This window comes from Bacteroides propionicigenes (genome assembly GCF_018390535.1).
GTDB classification, from domain to species: domain Bacteria; phylum Bacteroidota; class Bacteroidia; order Bacteroidales; family Bacteroidaceae; genus Bacteroides; species Bacteroides propionicigenes.
Map to the genome: position 1 here is coordinate 301,610 of NZ_JAHBBW010000001.1, position 19,679 is coordinate 321,288.

Genomic DNA, 19,679 nt, shown 5'->3' on the forward strand with positions numbered 1-19,679 from the left:
TATCAGCAGGATTTTGCTCTCTATTACTTAATGATGTTGTTCTATTTTTGCAGCCTGTAAATCAACGATATGTAATAAATGGATTATATCGACAAAATATTTAAGACAGTATCAATTAAGGATAGCCGACGGATTATTGAACTTTATTTTCAGGAGCTGTATTGTTTTGCGCCACTTTCCAACAAAGCCCTCTCTCAAAAATTACTCTTGCCGGTACCTATCGTGACCGCCATAAAGAACGAAGGTATCAGGCTGGGCATATTGGAACAATGCAGCGGAGGCGTAGGGCTTACTCATAACGGAAAGGAGTATGTGGAACAAGCTCTTGGATTCAAGGGGATTGACCTCTGCCTGTATCGCCGACTGGCGGAAAGCGAACAGGCAAGGGACGCATACGCTGACGCGCTGAGTAAAAAATACCGTGCGGCATTCGACGAACGCCCCGTAGCGGATGTAGCACTGGACCAAGCCCAATGTACCGTACAGACAGCATTCCGCAGGGCTTTGCTCTGCTTGGCAAACGGCACATTGACAGGCAGACAAATCGTATGCATGGGCGATGATGATTTTGTCAGCCTTGCCATCGGGTTTCTGCTGAAAGAACTTTATCCCGGTCCAAGCATCTGCCCGACACACATCCATGTACTTGAGATGGACGGTCGTTATATCGAGTGTCTGGAGCGGCTGGCCGGACGGTTCGCCCTGCCGATAAGTTGTGAACGGGTGGATTTGAGGATGCCTCTGCCTCCGCATTTGTGCGGGCGTTTCGACTGCCTGTTCACCGATCCGCCTTATACGCAAGAGGGAGCTTCCTTGTTCCTGTCACGTGCCATTAGCGTACTGAAAGAAGAGTCCGGATTGAGAATCTTTTTCTCGTTCGGGAACAAGTCGGCAACGGAGGTTTACTTTCTGCAAAAATGTTTCCAACTGCACGGACTGGCCATCAAAGAGATGTTCACCCGGTTCAATGAATACATGGGCGCATCTCTTTTGGGCAACAAAGGACAGCTCTTTGTCCTGGAAACGACAGAACGTACACGCGCCTTGTTTCCTCTCGAAAAACGAGGGCGCGATGACATCTACACCGCAGACCGCAATCTCCGGCAAAACCGTTACCGCTGCCGGCAATGCGGCAAAGTCTATGCCGTGGGGAAAGAGGCGGAATATCAGACCATCAGGGAGTTGAAAAAACAAGGCTGCAATGTATGCGGAGCTACGGTTTTCGACAGACTGCACAAAAACGGGAATACGGATAAAAAGCAATACCTTCCCTTAGGGCATCACATCCTTGCAGACTTCTACAACTGCGACCCGGAAAAACTGGACGATGTGGAACAGATTCGCACATTCATGCACGAAGCGGCAGTAAGTGCCGGAGCGACCATAGTACAGGAAAACTTTCACAAATACGCCCCAGTGGGTGTGAGCGGTGTGGTGGTCATCCAAGAATCCCACTTGACCATACACACGTGGCCGGAGTGTGGTTATGCCGCTGTCGATTTGTTCACATGCGGCACCAATGTCCGTCCGTGGACTGCTTTCGACTATTTGCAGGAGCGGCTCGGATGTGCGAAAGTGGAATACAGCGATTTGATACGGGGAGCCTATGAGCGGCTAAGCCTGTTGCGGTATTCGGAAACGGAACAGCCTGCCGTGCGGCGGAAAAAGCGGCAAAGGTACGACGCGTCTTCGAAATGGAACAGACGGGCCAGGTCTTTGACGGACTGTTCTGTGTTGTCCAAATAGCGTTTGAGTTCCGTTACGACAAACAGGTCAATGATTTCCTTCGGAGTCCGCTGTTCTATTTTGCAGGTTATCTTATAAAGGTAATCGGTCGTGATGCAAAGCCTGTCCGCATAATATCGTACATCTCTTTTTACATGGAAATTCTTAGCCAGCAGTGACATGAACTTGCCGAACAGCACCCTTGACTGATCCTTTTGATAACACTTGCCCAAGTCGGGAAACATCGGCTTGAACACAATATCTAAAGCCAGAAAAACATTGTAAATGCAATTTTGCAGGATGTTTTTCCGGCTTTCTTCATCACCGTTCTCCATCGCCCATATCATCTGCTTGAACACTCCGTCTGCCAATGAGTATTGTGCTTCCGAAAGTCGGCAGACCGGATATTCATACAGTCCGTCCCAAAATGCGGGGGAAGTCATTTTGTAGAAAATCTCCCCTGTCAGTTCCAATGACAAGGATATATATTCTGCCGTGAATGAAGGAGAAACACACAGCGGTGCAAATAAGGTGTCCGAAAACAACACAAGCAAATCACCTTTGCGGAATGTCCGTTTTCGTGTATTGGTGGTTACGACAGCCCGGCCTTCAACGCATAACAGCATGGTACACCCGTTTGCCACGAAAGGCAGTTTACCTGACAAGTCACGCAGGCTTGTTCTTCCGTGTTTGTATTGTTCGCCATGCGAGAGAGCAAAACTTTGTATGCCGGACGTTATCATAACAATTTCCTTTCCATCGTTACATGGGTTGGCTCGAAGCAATGCTTTTTATACAAAGAGCGCATCGGTACGTTCCCGGCATGAACCTTGCCGACAATATAAGCCGCCTTGCACTCTCTCGCATATTCTATGCTTTTTTCAAACAGGTCGTCTACAATTTGCATTCCTCGAATGCACTCATCCGCATAAATGGACTTGAAGTTGGCATAAACCTCTCCGGTCAGGCTGTTCTGCTTTTTCTCCATCCATACCCAGCCCACAATTTTACCGGATTCCGTGTCTTCTATCACGATCATTCCGCGTCGGTCTTTTGCTTTGGCTAATTTCTTGCAGTGGAACTCGAGGTCAGTAATAGCCTTTTCTCCGAATGAGATTTCAGAAATTTCAATTTCAAATTTTGCCACCGCTTCAAAGTCTTCCTCTTTTATTTCTCGCATATTGTACATGATTCCAAATATTGTTTTTCCGTTAACACCAATCTGTCCGGCATGATGCCCATAAAAACTTATCCCTTCTTCGGAAATAAGAAGGTCTGTAGCTTTTCCAATCCCGCCTTGTGCTTTTGAGGATTGCTCTTTTTCAGCTTGGCAATGTTCTGTAATTTCCATTTTACGGACGGATAGCGGCTTAAATCTCCGGCACAGCATTTTTCCCAATCGGGTTCGCCGTTTTCAAATGACAGAAGAAATTCCCGGTCTGTTTCGGTCAGGCTGTCGTTTACCTGCTGAATGAGGTTATGCCTTGCCTCTTCATAATCCGAATAAGTGAATGGAGTATCGGACATTCCCTCAAACTGCTTTTCCAGTGCTTCCGTCTGGTCGATGGCGTTCGGCTGCAAAGATTCGATGACAGGCTTGTCGCTCCCCAACAGGCAAAGCATGAAGCCGTTCTTGACATCATGAAACGACGCCATTTCCATATACTTGCAATCGAACAGGTCCCGTGGGTGTTGGCGGCTTAATGCCGCTGCAATTTTGCCCCCGTAAAGCTGCGAATAAGAAACTGTACGTGCTTTACAGGTCATATTGAACTCCGTTTCAGCCCGTTCGCACAGTTTCCTGTCCTCTGTCTCTCCGATGATACCCCGCTTTGTCCCGTTCACTTCGATTTTGACGGTCGCACCGTCCAAAGTACATTGTAATTTCCAGACATCATGCTTGTGGATCACTTTTATGCCCGGTATGGATTTTTCTATGTAGCTTTTCAAAGTTCGCAGATGGTTGTTGATTGCGTCCAGACTCTCGGCCCTTTCCTTTACGGGAATATAGGTGAGGTCTATATCGACTGAATAGCGAGGCATGTTTTTATGAAACAGGTTGATAGCCGTACCTCCATGCACAGCAAAATCTTTGATGCGGTACACGGACGGCATAATGCGTATCAACAATGCCACCTGTTTTTTATAGATGTCATTCATATTCGTTCAGTTCTTTAGGTACGGTTATTTTGTATTTGGAGATATAAATCCCGTTTTTTGACAGTTGCAATTTGGAGGTTCCCAGTCCTATTTTGGATGTATCAAGTGCCTCGAACCAATAGTGTCCCGCTTTTTCTGCCATATAAAGGAACATACGCTTTACTTTAAGGTTCTTGGTCGTTTCGAGCAGTTGCTGTAGCATTTCGGGACGCAGCGTTGTCAGTTGTTCCATCATATAGAACAAGTCCATATAGGAATATTGTTGCGGTGCAAGCAACAGACATTCCAAGAATGCCTGTTCAGGTGTAGAAACCAGCAGATCCACTTCGTATTTCACAATCGTTGCGGTCTGCGGTTCTGAAAAGGTATCGGTGGAAAACGGTTTTATCACCCTGTCGAAAACATCGTGGCGTATCCATTCCGGAACACGCTGTTTGCCGTGTGCCACCATCAGCAACGGTTTCCCCATAGGCACATAGTGGTTGAAGCCGAACAGTTCCAATGCAGAATGAGCTGCGACACGGAACGTCTTGCCCAATTGCCTGTTGTAGCAGGACAATGCGGCGTATGCCGACAGGCTGTCTCCCGTTCGGTACATGACTCCCTTTGACAGCATCTCAAGCCAGCCGGATTCCCGGTATCTTTTTATCAACTGGTCGGAATAACCGTTCCTTTTCAGCCATTCGGAGAATAACAATCCTTTGGGAGTGGCGGAAAGCAGCAGTTGGTTTATTTTGCTTTTTTGTTCTATATCCACAGTATATGATTTGTTTTCTTTTTCAACTGCAAAGGTAGCATTATTTTCCGTTCCAAAGGTCTTGAAAGTTGATTTTGTTTCGGTATAATATACTTTTTGTGTAGTATTGAATACCAAAACCAACTCCACAGGATTTTCCAAGATACCGGAAACGCCAAAACGCCTGCAATAATCGCGGAATCATTGCAGGCATTTTTTTTACTTTCCCTCATATCGGAAACAGGTTTCTTATTTCGCCCCTCGTTTGTTCTGCACGTCCTTTATCATTTCTTTCACCTCCATTCCCACATTCACAAAATTCCGGTAAAGAATGCGTTCCCGTTCCTCTCTCGACTTGAACGTGTAGAACTTCGGCAGCGGTACATACGCCGCTTCCTCCTTCTTGATTTCCTTCATGTCGAAATCCGTCTTGCAGAAGAACTTCGAGGTCTTGAACTCCTCCGCTTCCTGCACGTTCATCGAGCCGCCTATGCCGGTTTTTGTTTGGATGAAGTCCCGTGCCGTCTGGCCGCAGATCCAGCCCGTCGGCATATCCGAGATTTTCGAGGCGGGTACGAGGCTGTCCATATTTTCGTTCAGATTGATGGAAGTCTTGTCCCGGTCTATCGTGACACCCTTCTTGATTTGCACCACCTTGCCGAAGATGTCGCTCGACAACCATTCCAGCGTTTCCTTGGCACGGGCCGAACCGCTCACCACGTTACCCACCGTCGTGATGATTTTCTGCATACCCACTTTCCCGTAATCCGCTTCGAGCTGCGGCAGTTCTTGGAAGCCGAGCGTCACGCTCACCTTGTTGCTTCGTGCCGTGCCGATCAGGCGGTCTATCTTGTGGAAGTACAGCGTCGGCAGCTCGTCCACGATAATGCTCACGGGGACATTTTTGCCCTGTCCCGTATTCACACGGGTAACGAGGCGGTTCAGGATAAGGGCGTTCAACGCTCCGATAATGCTTTCCATTTCCGGATCGTTCGCTATCAGCAGGTAGCTCGGATTCTTCGGGTCGCTCACTTTCAGGTCGAAGTCATCACCGTCACGGTGGAATATCCAGTAACTCTCTTTGGTCGCCAGACGAGAGGTATAGACGCGCAATGTACCGATCATACCTTCCAACTGTTCCATCGCGCGATTTTTCAAAGCGGTCTGGAACGGACCGAGCAGCGGGGCAACCTCGTTGTCGGTCTCCAGTACCTCGAAGATGGTCTGGTAACTCTCGTTCAGGAACGACAGGATATGCGGCATATCCGAATACTTGCCTAACCAGTAGGCAGGTTCAACGATTTCCCCGCCCTCTTTGGCGCGTACCACACCCGTCGGTTTCCAGAATTTCGTCTCCGGGTCCTGCCGTTTTTCAGCGTACAATTTGTTTCCTTTGGCATCGTAAGGCTCGCGTTCATAGTTCACGAAAAAGTAGATGCAGGCGGCGAGGAAGTTCACAGCCGAAGTCTGGAAAAACTGGTCGCTGCCGCCGCCTCCCTCTTTCTTGCCTTTTTGCAGGGATTCCAGCAGCGTTTCCGCCGTTTCGCTCGCCGCAGCGAGGTTGTTGATGTATTTTGCCTGAATTGGATTTACCCGGCGGCTGTACTCCACGTCCACGAAGTTAATCATATTGAATTGGCAGCCTTGGGGCAACTTTCCGAGCTTCTGGTTTTTCTTGTAGTGGTAGTACAGTTTCGTGGCCAGCGTCGGGAACTTGTAGTCATAGACCACCATCGCGAACCCCTTGGCCGAGTGCTGTCGGATAAACGGCTCGATGATACTGAATGTCTTGCCCGACCCCGGTGTTCCGACTACCCATGTTCCACGAAAACAGTTGGTTATATTGGTCCAGCCTTTACGGAACTTGCCCTTGTAGTAATATCGCATGGGGATATTCACGCTGTACGGAGTCTCTATCAGTTCCTCGCATTGCTCGAAACTTTCATTCTCGAAATTGAAACGATCCTTCATCAGTCCCTCTTTGAGGAACTTGGAGATGTTATCCAGTGCGACATGCACGAGGATAACCCCCGTGAGCGATACCGCCATATAGAGAATAATGTTCAGCGGCAGCGTGTAGAACCGCGTCTCCATCGGATGACCGAACAGCCATACGGACAGCACTAACAGGGCAAAGCCGCTCACGAGCGGGTACAAGACCTGCCGCCGGGCGTTGAATTCCAAATGTTTCTTGGCTCTGGTGCCGATACAGGTAATGCAGATCAGCAGCACCGTGGCGACCTTGCTGTACACGAGGTTGCCGTCGTTATAGATGGCCCACCGTTTGATACGTCCGTGAATGTCGCAGAGTATGCCGCCCCAGTGGTCCAGCATGGCCGGGTCGATGGCATACTCGAAAAACTCCATCAGTACGGAGACATACACCACCGCACGGAATATCCGGTAAAATCCCTGTAATTCCTTGCTCTCTTCCATTGCTATGTCAATTCTTTTTAATACCCCAGAGGACGTGGATGTGAGGCCATTGCATACGGTTATCAGCGGAAAGCTGGCAGACATGGGAAACTGCATATAGAGGTTTAAGCCCGTCATATATTGCAGAAGCCCGTACTTCCGCTGTAAACTTCTCAAGGAAAATCCGGACGGCATTGTCAGAGCCATAAGTCATGAAATCAATGAAATCTTCAATCAATTCTTCATTGACATAGCAGAGCTGACCTTGGAAAATATCATGGTAACGGCTGATACGGCCGTTCCATTCTGCCCGGATTTCTTCCCTGCGATTCTTTACGGAGGGAAACCTCTTGTAGCAGTCTATTCCATCGTCGAGGAATATGAAATTACCGGAAACGTCCTCTTGTTTAGGACATTTGCATCTTAACAGATACCCGAAGAATCCTTTGTCCGGATGTACTATATCCACATACTGTGGTGCTTGAAAATCTTTAATTCCGTTCATAATCATAAATTCAGTTGTTGATGGTTATAATGGGACGCACTTTATGCGCCTGTGTCTTGGGCGTTTCCTGCATGGTTCCGCTGGCTGTCGAGTAGAGCCATGCTTTGACTGTCTGCTGTCCTTCCACCTCCGTCGATGTCCAATACCAGCACTCGTCGGCCTCGGTCGGCAGCGGGTCGCCGCCGCATTTCTCGATAATCGGATTGATGACGGTCTGTGCCGAATACAGCAGACGCATCTGTGCCACCGAGGGGATATAGGCGCTCTGTCCGTATTTCCACAAGGCAAAAACGGCTTCAGCCATCGGCGAGGCCGTTTCTTCCGTATCGTACAGGGCGAACGTGTTCTCATTCCCGTCGTATGCAGCAATGTCCGCCGACGTACCCTGCTCGACACCGAGGCTGTCGGCAAAAGCCTTCGGCGTCATGTCCCACAGATAGACGGCATAGCCGTTTCCTTCCGTTTCCCCGTCCGAATAGGTATGGAAGACGACGGCAATCGCCTGTTTCCCGGAATTTTCATACTCGCTGTACGGCACGGCCTTGCCGTCCACGCAGAGGACATGTCCGGGACGTACCGTCTTGTCGGGTTCTTCTATATGTGCGTCGCAGGCAGCCAATGCCCCGGTTATGAGGAGAACCGGCACTACCTGGCACGTTTTTCTGATAGTGTTCTGTTTCATCTTTCCCTTATTTTATAGGTAGTTTAATACCGAGGGCAACTCCTGTACGCAGCACATCGGCCCCCTTTATCATCACGTCTCCCTTGACTTGCCAGTATAGCGTCCAGCCCGCCCGCAACACATAGTTGTGCTCGTAGCCGAAATGCAGCCCGACAAGGAACTTCCTCGTATCGCTTCCGCCCGAAGCCCCGATACGGAGGCTTCCGTAATGGTTGCGTCCCCTCGTGACGCAGGGTTTGTAAGCCACGCCGAAGCCGTAGGTACGGTAATTCTGCCAGAAAGATTTCGGGCATACATGCTTGCAGGATTCGCACTCTGCCCATTGCAGGTAGCCGTTGGCAAAGAACTCCCACGCATGGCGGTAGTTCATCTCGTGTTCGTAGGCCAGCGTCACGTCCAGCCCGTTCTTGTACAGCAGCCCCGCTCCGAGCGAAAGGCGGCCGCTGCCCCGTTGTGCATTCGCGCCGACGGCGAGGCACATGCAGGCAATCGTCAGGATAATCGTCTTTCTCATTGTCATTCCTCCTCCAGCAATGCCGTGCTGAACGAATCGGCCGACAGCACGTCCTCATAGTCGATATTCAGGCTGATAGCACGCCCGCTGATTTGTTTCTCCGTCATCTCGATGGTCAGTACCTTGTCGTTCGGGAACGTCATTTTCCTGACCACGACCACATTCCGGTAGCCGTGCCGGAACGTCTTGCCCGTCTCCAGCACCAGTTCCGGGACCAGTTCGATGACTTGCGCATTAGTCGCTTTGGTCAGTTTCTTGTCCGCCAGCTTCACCCGTATCTCGTCAATGTCGAAACGTATGTTCGTCCGGTTCTCTATTGAGAAGTCGATGAAGAAATACTCTCCCACGGTGTAGATGTTGTTCAACCGCATGGTCATGCGGTGTGCCTTGGTGGCGACGTTGCGGATCTTCGCGGGCGAGTTCCAGATACGCCGGGCGAAGCGTGTCATCTCCACGGTGGACATCGAGACCGCCGGGTTGTGGTAGGCGTTTCGTTCCTGCAACTGGATTTCCTTGTCAGTTACCGCCTCCCGCACCCGTGTGGTGTAGAGCAGTGCATACTGCGTGCGGTAGCGTTCCGTTACGATGGTCACTATGGCCAGCACCTCGCCGTCCTCGTGTCCGCCCTCTTTCGGTTTCAGGCGGACGATGTTATCTATCGGCTGGTCACCGACAACCTTATCGGTGGAGATGTCCACGAAGCGTACCGGTTCCGAGGCCGTGATGACCGTCGTTACCTGTTCATTTACCGTAAGTTGTTCCATCTCCTCGTAGGTTCGTTGTGCCTGTACATTCGGCGTTCCCAGCAGTCCTGCCGCCAGAAGAAATGCCGTTACGATTCCTTTTTTGTCCATGTCATTGATTTATTGATTTTGTTTTTCTTCCCTTATCTCTTTTTCCTCTTGTGCTTTGTTCCTGCATTCCAGTTCCTCCTGAATCCGCCGTTCGGCAATCTCGCAGTACACCTGTTCGATTTCAAATCCGATGTAGTGTCGTCCCGTGCGGATAGCGGCCACGGCGGTTGTGCCTGACCCGATACAGTTGTCCAGTACAACATCGCCTTCGTCGGTGTAGGTCCGTATCAGGTACTCCATCAACGCCACGGGCTTTTGTGTCGGGTGGTAGAACGCGCCTTTCTTGTGTTCCTTCGGCATGAAGATGACCGAGGTCGGATATTTGTCATCGGCTATGCGTACCGGTGAGAGTTTCATCGTTCCGTAACAACGGTTGGTAAATCCCTCCGTTTTACGCCTCCCGTGATTTCTCCGTTCCGGAGGACACGGTGTCATCTGCGGATGATAGACCGGCTGTTTTTTATAGAATACCAGAATATCCTCGTGCTGCCGGAGCGGCATACGTTTGGCATTGAGATGTCCCGTCACCCGATCTTTCTGCCACACGAGGTTGTACCGCCATAGCCGGGGTTGCGACAGCATGAGCCATGCGGAGAAAAGCCCCTGTCCGAACAGGATAATGGGGCTGTCCGGCTTGGTAATCCGCCGGTATTGCTCCCACAAGGCTGCGAACGGTATCTGGCGGTCCCAGTTCACCGACGGATTGCTGCGATTTAACACCCCGTAAGGCAGGTCGGCGATTATGGCGTCCACGCTACTATCCGCTATCTGTTTCATGCCCTCCATGCAGTCCATAAGGTAAATGCGATCCGTCTCTATCATATTGCGTCTGTTTTCAGTTCTACAATTTGTCGGGCGCTCATCCAGGTACAGCGTTCCGTCCGGGTTTTCCGGATTTCACACTCCCAGAGGGTATTCTTCTCCACATGTTTGAAATTGACCGCACCGTCTCTCGGCCCGTAAAAACCGGTATGCTTCTGGAAGGCGAATAAGGCAATCCTCCGCCCGTCTTCTGCCTGAAAGTTGCATATCAGGGCGAATCGTACCCCTTTGTGCCACCATTCGGTACTTACGAGCTTCCCAACGAATGTTTCGGGCTTATCGGGAGCGATGTAGTCCTCGTAATAGAAGCCGTCCGTTCCCTTATGAAGTTTTGATATGTCTGATTCCATTGTCACTGCCCTTTTAGTTCCTGTTTTCCCGTCCGTTCACCAGATACACAAACGTCCCGTATTTCAGCTTCACCTTGTTTTTCTTGATAGCCTTGCTGATGGCGTTACTCGTTTTCTGGTAGGCATTGTTCACCGCCTGCATACCCCATTGGGCGAGGCTGTTACCGTATCCGCTGGTATTCATGTTCATGCTGCCCGACATGGCACTGCTCGCCACATCCTTGCTTGTCTCGCGGAACTGGCTGATGGGTACGTAAAGTCCTTCCAGCCCGTCCGTATCGTAGATTGACAAGCTGACCTTGACCAGTTCGTCCTCCACCAATATGCTGTTGATGCTTCCTTTTACACGTCCGGAAGAGAAACCGCTGACTGTGGCATACAGGTAAGTACCACGCCTGACCACGCTCTCGTTGATTTCGATGTCGTCCAGCAGGCGCAGCCGCACACGCGAGCCGTCCACGGCCTTGATGTTCTCGTCGATGATCGCCTTGATGAGTTTCGGTTCCCGAGCGTCTTTCGCCAGTGTGTTGAAGTAGTCCGAAGCCGTCTTTACCTTCTTCACCACCTCGCTTGCCTTGTCCGTCTCCGCAGGAGCTTTGACCGAACGGCTTTCCTCGTCGATGGTTCCCTTGGCCTGCGTCATCGTGTCCGGCGGAGCCGCCGTTGCGGTGCTGTCCGTTTCGGACGGCATGACCTCCCGTTGTCCTCTCAACCTCGCTTCGGCGAGTGCTTTTTCCAGTTCTGCGAGAGCCTCCTGTTCCCGCCTCTTGGCATCGGCCGCTTCCGCTGCCAGATCATTTTCCTTTTCCTGCCGGTCAAGCAGGGCGATGTCCTCTTCGGTGTACTGCGATTCATATTCCTCTTGGTTATTGTCCGGTTCGTCCCGCTCGATGTTGTCCACAGCGGAATAATCTTGTATCTTGCCCCATGATTTGGCCATGTTCTCATACTTGCTGCCGATACCGTCGCCACCCTTGATTTGGGCGTCCGGCAATTCGGGATTCAGGAACTCGGTCGTCTGGAGTGTCTTATCCTGTACCTCGACCTTCTCGGTATGGAACAGGTCGAAAAAGAAGTACGACGTGCCGAGAAGGGGAATATAGAGGATAGCCGGAAGCATATACTTTGGCTGCCTGAAATTAATTCTCTTGAAGATATTGTTCATTGTTTCCCTTTAATTGAGTTGCACATACTTGCTTATAGTTCTCTCAAACGGCATATTCATAAGCCTGCCGTTCTATTCCGGCCTTTCCGTACCACTTTCCTTCGTATCGAATCTTCGTACATGCGGTACGGAAAGCATCTTATGCCGTTCCCGGAGCACGGAATCCTGCATCTCCGTGGCCGTCCGGCGGGTCGGATGATGGCGGTACACCACCGTCAGGCGGTAAATATTCCATGTCAGCCCGCAGATGGCGAAGCCAAATACGATGACGAGAAACAGCGTCCGGTGCATGTTGGCGAAGCCCTGCACCTTGGCCGCAGCCTTGTCGATGCGTGTTGCCTTGGCGAAACGCCGTCCGGCATCTATGTCACGCTCGTAGCGTTCCTTGTATTTCGGGTCGTTCCTGTCCGGCATTTTTTCACCGAACAGCATACGTCTGAATCCTTTGATATTCATAGGGCTGATGGTGTTAATAGTTGCTTTTCGTCTTTTGCTCGATGTCCTTGTTCAGCAGTGTGCGCCAGTTCACGATGAGCAGCCCGTGCGGGTTGTTCTCCGTCCGGGGTACACGCTTGAGCTGTCCCGCCGTAACCAGTTCGCGCATCAGGATATTGCTGCGCCGTTCGATACGCTGCCGTCCGTAGTAGGTAAACTCCATCTTCTCCTTGTTGAAGGCGATACTGTCGCAGAAAATCGAAAAGACGGCGCTCGTTCCCAAGATGTTCGAGTAGAAACCTTTTTCCTTGAGCGTGTTGTACTGTGCCAAGCCCGTTTCGTCCACTAAGTACATCGCTTTCTCCATCGTGTAGCGGATGTACTTGTCGTCAGGGGCAAGCGTGAAAAAGTAGTGGTGGAACATCTCTACATGGCTCTTGGCTTCCACGTCGAGCGTTTCCTCCATCGTCGTGCGGCGTACCAGTATGGGCACGTTGCCGTCCAGCACATACACCTTCTTTTGAGCGTCCGTAACCATCATGCGGGCCGTCCAGATACTCGACATGCTGATGATGACGCACCCCACGAGAAAGGCGGTGCAGATAATTCCGACCAGTTTGATTTTGTTCTCTAAATTCTTGATGACCATTTTGTTTGAATATTTATCGTTACTTTGTTATCTCATTACCGTACCCATTGCGCCCGTCGCCGTCATTTTGGCCTGCTGCGCCACGCCCTCACCGAAGTTTCGGGTCGAGAACGCCGTATCGCCCTCCGGTATCATCCATGCCGCAAGGTCGGGAACGAGGTTCAGGCATTTCAGGGCCACGATGCTTGCCGCCATCAGGTAGCCGGCGGAGAAGAAGCTGTTTTGCAGGTAAGCCGCCATCGTCTGCTCGCTCGCCGTGATTGCCGTCAGGTTCTCCACCTGTATGCACAGCACGATGTCGAACAGCAGCAGCACGTAGAAGCCCACGAAGTAGAGCATCGCCCCGTAGAAATGCACCGTCAGATACCTCGTGAGCCACTTCGCCCACGCACCTTCCCATTTGGGCAGGAGCGAGAACGCCCACTGTATAGGGCCGAAGATGGTGAGCATTCCCAAAAGAATTTGCTGACAATAGATGGTAACCCACCAACCGATTCTGAATACTACAAGGGCTATCAGCATGATGATTTTGTCAATCCCCACGATTACCCCCGAAGTCAGCGAGGTGAACCACAGCTTCGCCGCATCCTTCTCCATGTTCGTTACCTCGTCCACACCTGTCTGTTCCATCGTTGCCTCGATAAGGTTTGGGTCCGACGTACCCGTATGGGCGACATCGGCCTGTGCCTGCAGGGCAGTGTACATCGTGTCGCGCACGTAAATCAACTCCTGCACTTCCTCGAACTTGTCCGAGATTTGCGAGGCTTCGGCCTCGTACAGGTCATGTGTGTACGAACCGACGCAGTTCGGGATATAGGAGAGGAAATCTAAAAAGCACCAGTTGCTCCCGCTGTTTGCCATGCCCGTGTCTGCCGGAGGATACCACCAGCAGAGGATAAGCGACACGGCCAGCGGTCTGAAGAGCTTCATCACGTCCAAAGGCTCGTGCTTGACCATCATTTTGTACGCCATGCCTGCCGCCATGATGATGGCGAATAGGGCGGCCAGTGCCATGCACATTTGAAGAATCCACCAGAAGGGACCTTGCGAGCCGGTAAAGGTCGCATCGGTCAGAAACTCGTTGGTCTGAAAAATCACGTCGTCGATTTCCTCTTCCAAGAGGTCGATACCGAAATCCGAAAGAATATTTCCGTCTGCCATACGTTGTGTGTTTTTAGTTCTTTCTGTTTACCGTCTCGTCTCCGTCTCCCGTATCAGTTTCGCCGCCCGATTGCGCCCCTCGCACGGCGGAACGCGATTCGTTCCACCGGCCCATCGCCTCGCGGACGATACCGCCCTTGTCCAGTCTCCGGTCGGCGGTTGCATTCAGCAGCCCGTTCGCAACCGTGGCGTTCTGTCTTCGGGCAAGGTAGCCGACCAGAATCTCGTTCTGCCGTACCACGTCCTCGTAGATTCGCAGGTACTCTTTCTTCCGTTGTGCGTTGGGCATGTAGGCGTCCTTCGTAGCGTCAATGGCGCACTGGTAGACGTGGTAGTATTCCGTCCACCGCTCCCTGTCGTCCGTTGTGCCCCCGGCAAGGGGGATGCGGTCGATGTTGCGCTGAAGCCGTTCCATTTGAGCGTTTATCTTATCGCCCTCGGCCAGCCACGCGAGGTCAATCTGCCGGTCGGCTACATTCAGTGCCTCGATTTCGGCCCGCTTGACCAGTGCCGAGTCGATGGCTTCCGCCTCGTCTGTCTGGTTGTACAGGTTCACACCCGCCAGCGTGCGGAACGACAGTTTGTTCTTGCTTGCCGCCGACTTCTTGTACTTGTTGTGCAGCAGCGTGTAATAAAGTTCGGGCGACAGAGCGCCCGTACCGGTTTCCATAACCGTAATCTGGTTCTGTTTCGGCGAGTCATGGTTGTAAGTAACCGACTGCGCCTTGACACCGCTCGTTGCAACTGCTGCAACCGCCATGAGTAAGAGAGTTCTGTTCATATTAATTTCCGGTTATTCATTATTTTACAGTTATTTATATCGTATAGTCATACTTTTTTTGAGCTTCCTTTACTGTCATAAATATTGGTATTCATTCCTGACTCGTTTCTCTCCTTGCGAGAAATATGTCTCGTCTTTTTCAATGCAAATACATTTTCTATTCGTATAGATACAGGCAATTGCGGTGCTCATGCTCCCCGAAGCAAAATCAAGGACAGTATCTCCTTCCTTTGTGTATGTTTTTATCAGATACTCCAATAATGCAATCGGCTTTTGGTTGACATGAATCGTTTTGCCTTCCGATTCCGCTGTTTTGAAGTATATCACACTTCGTGGATATCTTGTCCCTTTGTTTTCATGCCTGAATGTAGGATTGGGTACATTGTTTATCCCTGTCCAATTGCTTCCTCTCTTCGTGCGGTTCCCGTAAGGCTCGCCTTCCTCCATGATTGGATAATAAGGGGTTCTGCCTTTGCCAAAGACACTTATTAGCTCATGTGCTTTTAGAGGTTGTTTTTTAGCGAGAAGAAAATTGCTTGCTTTTGACTTTTCCCAAACCCAGTCATATTTAAATTCATCTAAATTGCCGCAGCGTAGAAAGCTGCTGAACGGTTCGCTGCCAAATAAGACCGTAGGTGCATTTTCTTTCCTGACTCTCCTGATCTCTTTCCACATTTCCGGGAATGGTATTATTTTATCCCACTGTGAAGCTGTAATTCCAAAAGGGGGATCGCATAAAACCAAATCAATGCTTGATTCCGGAAGAAAAGGCATCACTTCAAGACAATCGGCCTTATATAACGTAATGTCTTTTGCAAAAACAATCTTTTCCATTGCATCAATCTGAATGTCTTTTTATCCCTTGGTATAATCCCAATAGGCTTGTTTGTACTAAAAATTCTTTCTCTGTTTTTATTTCCCGATGTCGATGGCATGGAAGTCAAACTCTAACCTGTAGATAGTTTGCCTTCTTTCCCTTTTATCGTTCGTTAATAATCCAGCCGTCCCGCTTTGCGCCATCGTCCGAAAGCCCCGTCGATAATCTCCTTGACCTTGGGACGGTAAATCTTCGCTTTCCAGTAACCGATGCGCACCTGTATGTACCGCCACGTCTCGATATACGCCCGGTTCAGGTGCCGCTCGATGTCGTCCAGCGACGTGTTCACCGCTTCCAGCACCATCAGCAGGTCGGAGGTCGAACATTCTGCCGCCCCTGTGGCATACAGCACGAGGTCACTGACCGATTTGTAAAGCTGTTTCCCGTCATCGGCGATGTCCCGTATTGCCTTTTCGTTGATGGCCAGTATCACGGCATCGCCGGGGTCGATGCGCCCCCGTTTCACGATTCTATCGTTGAAGTCCTCCAGCAGTCTCTTGTAATCGCCGATACGGTCGCTGACCGCCGTATAGGTGCTTTTCACGTTCAGCACCGTCCGCAAGGACTGGTACATCACGTCGATGACGTCGAAGGCACGGGTGTAGCGGTCCAAGTCCACATTCAGTTCCTTGTACTCGCCGACCTCTTTGCGGCTGTACTCGTGCAGCAGCTTGTTGCTGTATTCCAGCGTACTGCGGGCCAGCAGCAGGCTGCGTTGCTTCTTGTGGTCGTTGATGTAGGCTTCTACCGACACGATGTCGAACGTCCATTGCGCCTTGGCAATGCCGGGCAGGAGAGCCAGCAGCACGACTGCCATCAGCAGGGCACGTTTCATGGCCGCACCTCCTTTCCGCTGCCTTTGCCGTTCCTGCCGTTTCCGCTCCGCAGGTTCCGCGCATTCTCCACCCAGCGTTCGTGGCATTCCTCCACGAGCGTCAGCCTGCGTCCCTCGTCCATATCCAATTCGGGCAGCACGTCCTTCAGCACGTCGATGATGCTCCGTTTGTAGTGCATCATCTTCTCCAGTGACACGAGGTCGGCATATATCATCGTAATCCGGGAATCCACTTCCCGTGCGATTTCGAGCCGGTCGCTTGACCACAGCAGATGGTACACCTCCCCGGTCGGAGTCTCTTCCAATGGTGGGGTACGGGCATATTCCGTCGTGATCTTGCACGAAGGATGCTCTCGTGCAATCTCCGCAATACGGTCGTTCACCAGTTTCGTTTTCTCCGCGTCCGACAGGTTAGGGTCGAGCGTCAGCACGTCGGCCACATACGTGTCGGTGTATTCCGTGGTCAGTTCCCAACTGATCTGCACGATGGCACGGTGTATCTTGATACCGAGGAAATATTTCGGTTTGCGGGCTATCGAGACCGTCGCCTTGAACGTGATGACCCCGTTGATGTTCGGCATGGTCGCCTTACGGACATAGGTGTAGCCGTTCCACGCCCCGCCGTCCTGCCACGACAGGCTGTAAGCCGTCTTGCAGTCCTGCATGATGGCCGGTATGCGGTAATAGTCGTCTGTTGCCACATCGTTATCGCCCGCCGCCTCGGTTTTCGCGTCGGTGTATTCCCGTTGTTTCTTCTGCCATTCGGACAGCTCGCTTTTCAGGCGGTCTATCTGTGTCTTGTTCGCGTTGTACTGCTGCCGGTACACCGCCGCATCTTCCACGCTTGCCTCGGCGATTTTTTTCAGCAGGTCGGCATTCTCGCTCTCCAACGCGTTGATTTGCGACTGGATGGCGGCTACCTGATTCTCTGCCTCCTGCAGCATGGCGTCCAGCTCGGACAAGTCCAGTTCGTTCTCCGTAACCGTGGTCTGCATGGCACACTCCTTTGAATGGGCGTTCAGGGATTTGCCGCACGTTCGGCACTTGTACTGCGTCGTGCCCTGACCGAGCGTAGCCCCGTCCGAACAGGTTACACTGATGGTCACGCTCTCGCAGCCTTGCAATTTCGCGGCGTCCGTCGCCTGATAATAGTTCCGCGCGTCAGAAGCTATATAATAGGTATAACCTTCCTCGTTGTCGTTGAACTCCGAGAGTCGGGCGTTAAGCCCGGCTTTGAACGTGTTCAGGTCCATCGAGTAGGAATCGAACACCTCTTCATAGACGACCTCTTCCCGGTTCCAGCTTTTCTTCACATGGATTTCGTAGGCGTATGCCTTCTTCGTCTGTTTGCCGCCCCGGCTGATGATATAGCCGTTCTGCCAGTAGTTGATACTATAGGTATAGCCGTCATTCTGGTTGTTGAGCTGCTGTACCCGGCTTCTCGACCAACCGGCGTACCGTTCCGAATTGGCGAGCGCCTGCTCCCGTTGCGAGGCATTGGGATAAAAGTCGGGATCGGTTGTCTCGAAACGCGTCCATTCGCCGCCGTTCAGTATGCTGTTATCGTCCGTCGGCGGGTAGTAGTCGCACAAGGCGATACTCCCTTGCTCACGCCGGGCGATATACCACCGTTGCGTGTAGTAGTTTCCCGCCGTCTCGTCCAGATAGTCCGTCATCCAGGAGGTAAGGTCGTAGTTGCTGAAATCGAACAGTCCCGCCACGTTGTCCTCACCGCCCACCATGTCAATCAGCAGGCCGCCGAGGTCATGCTCCGCCTGCTCGAAGAGCGCACCGTAATGGTCATACAGGTCGATGACCTTGCTGACCCTGCCGCCCATCAGCTCATGGAACGAACTGGTTTGCAACAGGGCGTCACCAATGTTCCCGATACCTGCCGAGGCGAGACCGACACCCATGTTGTAGAGGTTGTCGATGTCGTGTTGCAGGTTCTCCTTGGTGAAATTGCCCGGCACGCTGGCGATGTCGTCCAGCATGTGCTGCCAGTCGATGTCGCCTATCTCCGAGAGTTTCAACAGAGGGGCGATGTTCCGGTTGATTTCCAGAAACACGATGTCCGAAAAGCCCAACGTGCTGTTCGTCACTACACTCTCGAACTGCATACACAGGCTTTTCGTTTCGTCGCAGATTTTCATCAGGTAGCTGCCCCAGTAGATAGCCGTTTGCGGTGAGCGGAGCATCAGTTTCGCCACCACCCATATCTTGGGTATGATCTTCTCCGAGACCATGCGGTAAATGCGGCGGTAGTAGTAGTTCTCCGTACTGCTGTTCCAGATACCGAGGTCGGAAAAGGCTTTATGCTCCAAGAACTTGGAGGCAAAAATCCCCGCCGTGGCCACTTCCGCCGCATTGTAGTGCTTGAGTATGTCATCGACCTGCTCCCGGTAATAGCTTTCCGCCACGGCTTCCGTACCGAAAGCGGTAGCCATTGCCGCCACGGTACGCGCATCGTAGTTCACGCTGTAATACTGCGCGTGGATGTGCTGTACGACAACGAGCGACAGGAGCATAAGGATAAGTGACAGCCGTTTCATCATGGATTCCTCCCCGGTTAAAAACAGCCCCCGTCAACGGCGCGTCATGCCTCTTAGTGCACGTATCAGTTCGTCGGCCTCATATACGGCGGAATTTGCCACCAGACGGTGGTGTATGAATACCTCCTTGGCTATCTCGTACCTGCGTTGTTCCCACTTCGCCTCTTCTTCCTCGTCCTGCACGGAATTTCCGATACCGGCGTATTCGTCCAGTTCCTTACCGGGCATTCCCAACCGGAGATTGTACCTTTCCAGAACATCCTCTATTTCCTCGATGCTTTTTCTTCCCATGTCGCGTACCCTTACCAAGTCCTTTCCGGGCCATTGGCACAAATCCCGGATGGTTTTGATGTCGAACTCACGGAATATCCGTTGGATACGGGCTTCATATTTGCTCCCGAACTCAAGTGTCTTCACACTTTGGCTGATGTCTATCTTTTCCATTTTCTGTAATTGATGAT

20 protein-coding genes and 1 pseudogene are annotated in these 19,679 nt (G+C 51.4%); 1 reads left to right on the forward strand and 20 read right to left on the reverse strand.

Annotation, left to right across the window (positions count from 1 at the left end; all coding sequences use genetic code 11):
• Positions 1-78: 78 nt before the first annotated feature.
• Positions 79-1,746, forward strand: coding sequence for an adenosylmethionine decarboxylase (gene speD / locus KG118_RS01415; RefSeq protein ID WP_007569294.1), 1,668 nt, complete (start codon positions 79-81; stop codon positions 1,744-1,746).
• On the opposite strand, the pseudogene KG118_RS17390 reads toward speD, so the two are convergent.
• The 20 genes and pseudogenes from KG118_RS17390 to KG118_RS01510 all read right to left on the reverse strand — a co-directional run.
• A pseudogene (locus tag KG118_RS17390) lies at positions 1,674-2,468 on the reverse strand (helix-turn-helix domain-containing protein); the annotation flags it as partial. The gene speD and the pseudogene KG118_RS17390 sit on opposite strands and share 73 nt — an antisense overlap.
• Positions 2,465-3,076, reverse strand: coding sequence for a GNAT family N-acetyltransferase (locus tag KG118_RS01420; RefSeq protein ID WP_225719309.1), 612 nt, complete (start codon positions 3,074-3,076; stop codon positions 2,465-2,467). The pseudogene KG118_RS17390 and the gene KG118_RS01420, both read right to left, overlap by 4 nt.
• On the reverse strand, positions 2,974-3,885 hold the full coding sequence (locus tag KG118_RS01425) for a nucleotidyl transferase AbiEii/AbiGii toxin family protein (protein WP_007569286.1): 912 nt from the start codon (positions 3,883-3,885) through the stop codon (positions 2,974-2,976). Before KG118_RS01425 ends, KG118_RS01420 begins: the two co-directional genes overlap by 103 nt.
• Complete coding sequence (locus KG118_RS01430) at positions 3,878-4,642, reverse strand: type IV toxin-antitoxin system AbiEi family antitoxin (protein ID WP_032571833.1); 765 nt, start codon at positions 4,640-4,642, stop codon at positions 3,878-3,880. Before KG118_RS01430 ends, KG118_RS01425 begins: the two co-directional genes overlap by 8 nt.
• A 228-nt stretch (positions 4,643-4,870) precedes the next feature.
• Entirely contained in the window at positions 4,871-7,057 is a 2,187-nt protein-coding gene (locus tag KG118_RS01435; protein WP_007569281.1) for a type IV secretory system conjugative DNA transfer family protein, read from the reverse strand.
• 7 nt (positions 7,058-7,064) lie between these two features.
• Complete coding sequence (locus KG118_RS01440; RefSeq protein WP_007569279.1) at positions 7,065-7,547, reverse strand: hypothetical protein; 483 nt, start codon at positions 7,545-7,547, stop codon at positions 7,065-7,067.
• Between the two features lie 4 nt (positions 7,548-7,551).
• Positions 7,552-8,223, reverse strand: coding sequence for a hypothetical protein (locus KG118_RS01445; RefSeq protein ID WP_007569275.1), 672 nt, complete (start codon positions 8,221-8,223; stop codon positions 7,552-7,554).
• A gap of 7 nt (positions 8,224-8,230) precedes the next feature.
• The gene (locus KG118_RS01450; RefSeq protein ID WP_007569273.1) at positions 8,231-8,743 is read right to left on the reverse strand and encodes a hypothetical protein; all 513 of its coding nucleotides are present in this window, start codon (positions 8,741-8,743) and stop codon (positions 8,231-8,233) included.
• The gene (gene traN, locus KG118_RS01455; protein ID WP_007569269.1) at positions 8,740-9,591 is read right to left on the reverse strand and encodes a conjugative transposon protein TraN; all 852 of its coding nucleotides are present in this window, start codon (positions 9,589-9,591) and stop codon (positions 8,740-8,742) included. Before traN ends, KG118_RS01450 begins: the two co-directional genes overlap by 4 nt.
• Before the next feature lie 9 nt (positions 9,592-9,600).
• A complete protein-coding gene (locus KG118_RS01460; RefSeq protein WP_007569267.1) occupies positions 9,601-10,413 on the reverse strand; it encodes a DNA-methyltransferase in 813 nt (270 codons plus the stop codon).
• Positions 10,410-10,763: a hypothetical protein gene (locus KG118_RS01465; protein WP_007569266.1), complete on the reverse strand. Its 354-nt coding sequence runs from the start codon at positions 10,761-10,763 to the stop codon at positions 10,410-10,412. Before KG118_RS01465 ends, KG118_RS01460 begins: the two co-directional genes overlap by 4 nt.
• A gap of 13 nt (positions 10,764-10,776) precedes the next feature.
• Positions 10,777-11,928 (reverse strand): conjugative transposon protein TraM, encoded by a 1,152-nt coding sequence (traM, locus tag KG118_RS01470; RefSeq protein ID WP_007569265.1) that lies wholly within the window; start codon positions 11,926-11,928, stop codon positions 10,777-10,779.
• A gap of 72 nt (positions 11,929-12,000) precedes the next feature.
• Positions 12,001-12,384: a hypothetical protein gene (locus KG118_RS01475; protein ID WP_007569264.1), complete on the reverse strand. Its 384-nt coding sequence runs from the start codon at positions 12,382-12,384 to the stop codon at positions 12,001-12,003.
• A 13-nt stretch (positions 12,385-12,397) separates the two neighbouring features.
• Positions 12,398-13,012 (reverse strand): conjugative transposon protein TraK, encoded by a 615-nt coding sequence (gene traK, locus KG118_RS01480; protein WP_007569263.1) that lies wholly within the window; start codon positions 13,010-13,012, stop codon positions 12,398-12,400.
• A gap of 27 nt (positions 13,013-13,039) precedes the next feature.
• A complete protein-coding gene (locus KG118_RS01485; RefSeq protein WP_007569262.1) occupies positions 13,040-14,173 on the reverse strand; it encodes a hypothetical protein in 1,134 nt (377 codons plus the stop codon).
• 13 nt (positions 14,174-14,186) lie between these two features.
• On the reverse strand, positions 14,187-14,954 hold the full coding sequence (locus KG118_RS01490; protein WP_007569261.1) for a DUF5045 domain-containing protein: 768 nt from the start codon (positions 14,952-14,954) through the stop codon (positions 14,187-14,189).
• Between the two features lie 75 nt (positions 14,955-15,029).
• Complete coding sequence (locus KG118_RS01495; RefSeq protein WP_007569258.1) at positions 15,030-15,788, reverse strand: DNA-methyltransferase; 759 nt, start codon at positions 15,786-15,788, stop codon at positions 15,030-15,032.
• A 155-nt stretch (positions 15,789-15,943) separates the two neighbouring features.
• Entirely contained in the window at positions 15,944-16,666 is a 723-nt protein-coding gene (locus KG118_RS01500; RefSeq protein ID WP_007569256.1) for a hypothetical protein, read from the reverse strand.
• Positions 16,663-19,218: a hypothetical protein gene (locus KG118_RS01505; RefSeq protein ID WP_032587840.1), complete on the reverse strand. Its 2,556-nt coding sequence runs from the start codon at positions 19,216-19,218 to the stop codon at positions 16,663-16,665. The genes KG118_RS01500 and KG118_RS01505 overlap by 4 nt, the downstream gene beginning before the upstream one ends.
• 33 nt (positions 19,219-19,251) lie before the next feature.
• The gene (locus KG118_RS01510) at positions 19,252-19,662 is read right to left on the reverse strand and encodes a DNA-directed RNA polymerase subunit alpha C-terminal domain-containing protein (protein ID WP_007569251.1); all 411 of its coding nucleotides are present in this window, start codon (positions 19,660-19,662) and stop codon (positions 19,252-19,254) included.
• Positions 19,663-19,679 lie beyond the last annotated feature (17 nt).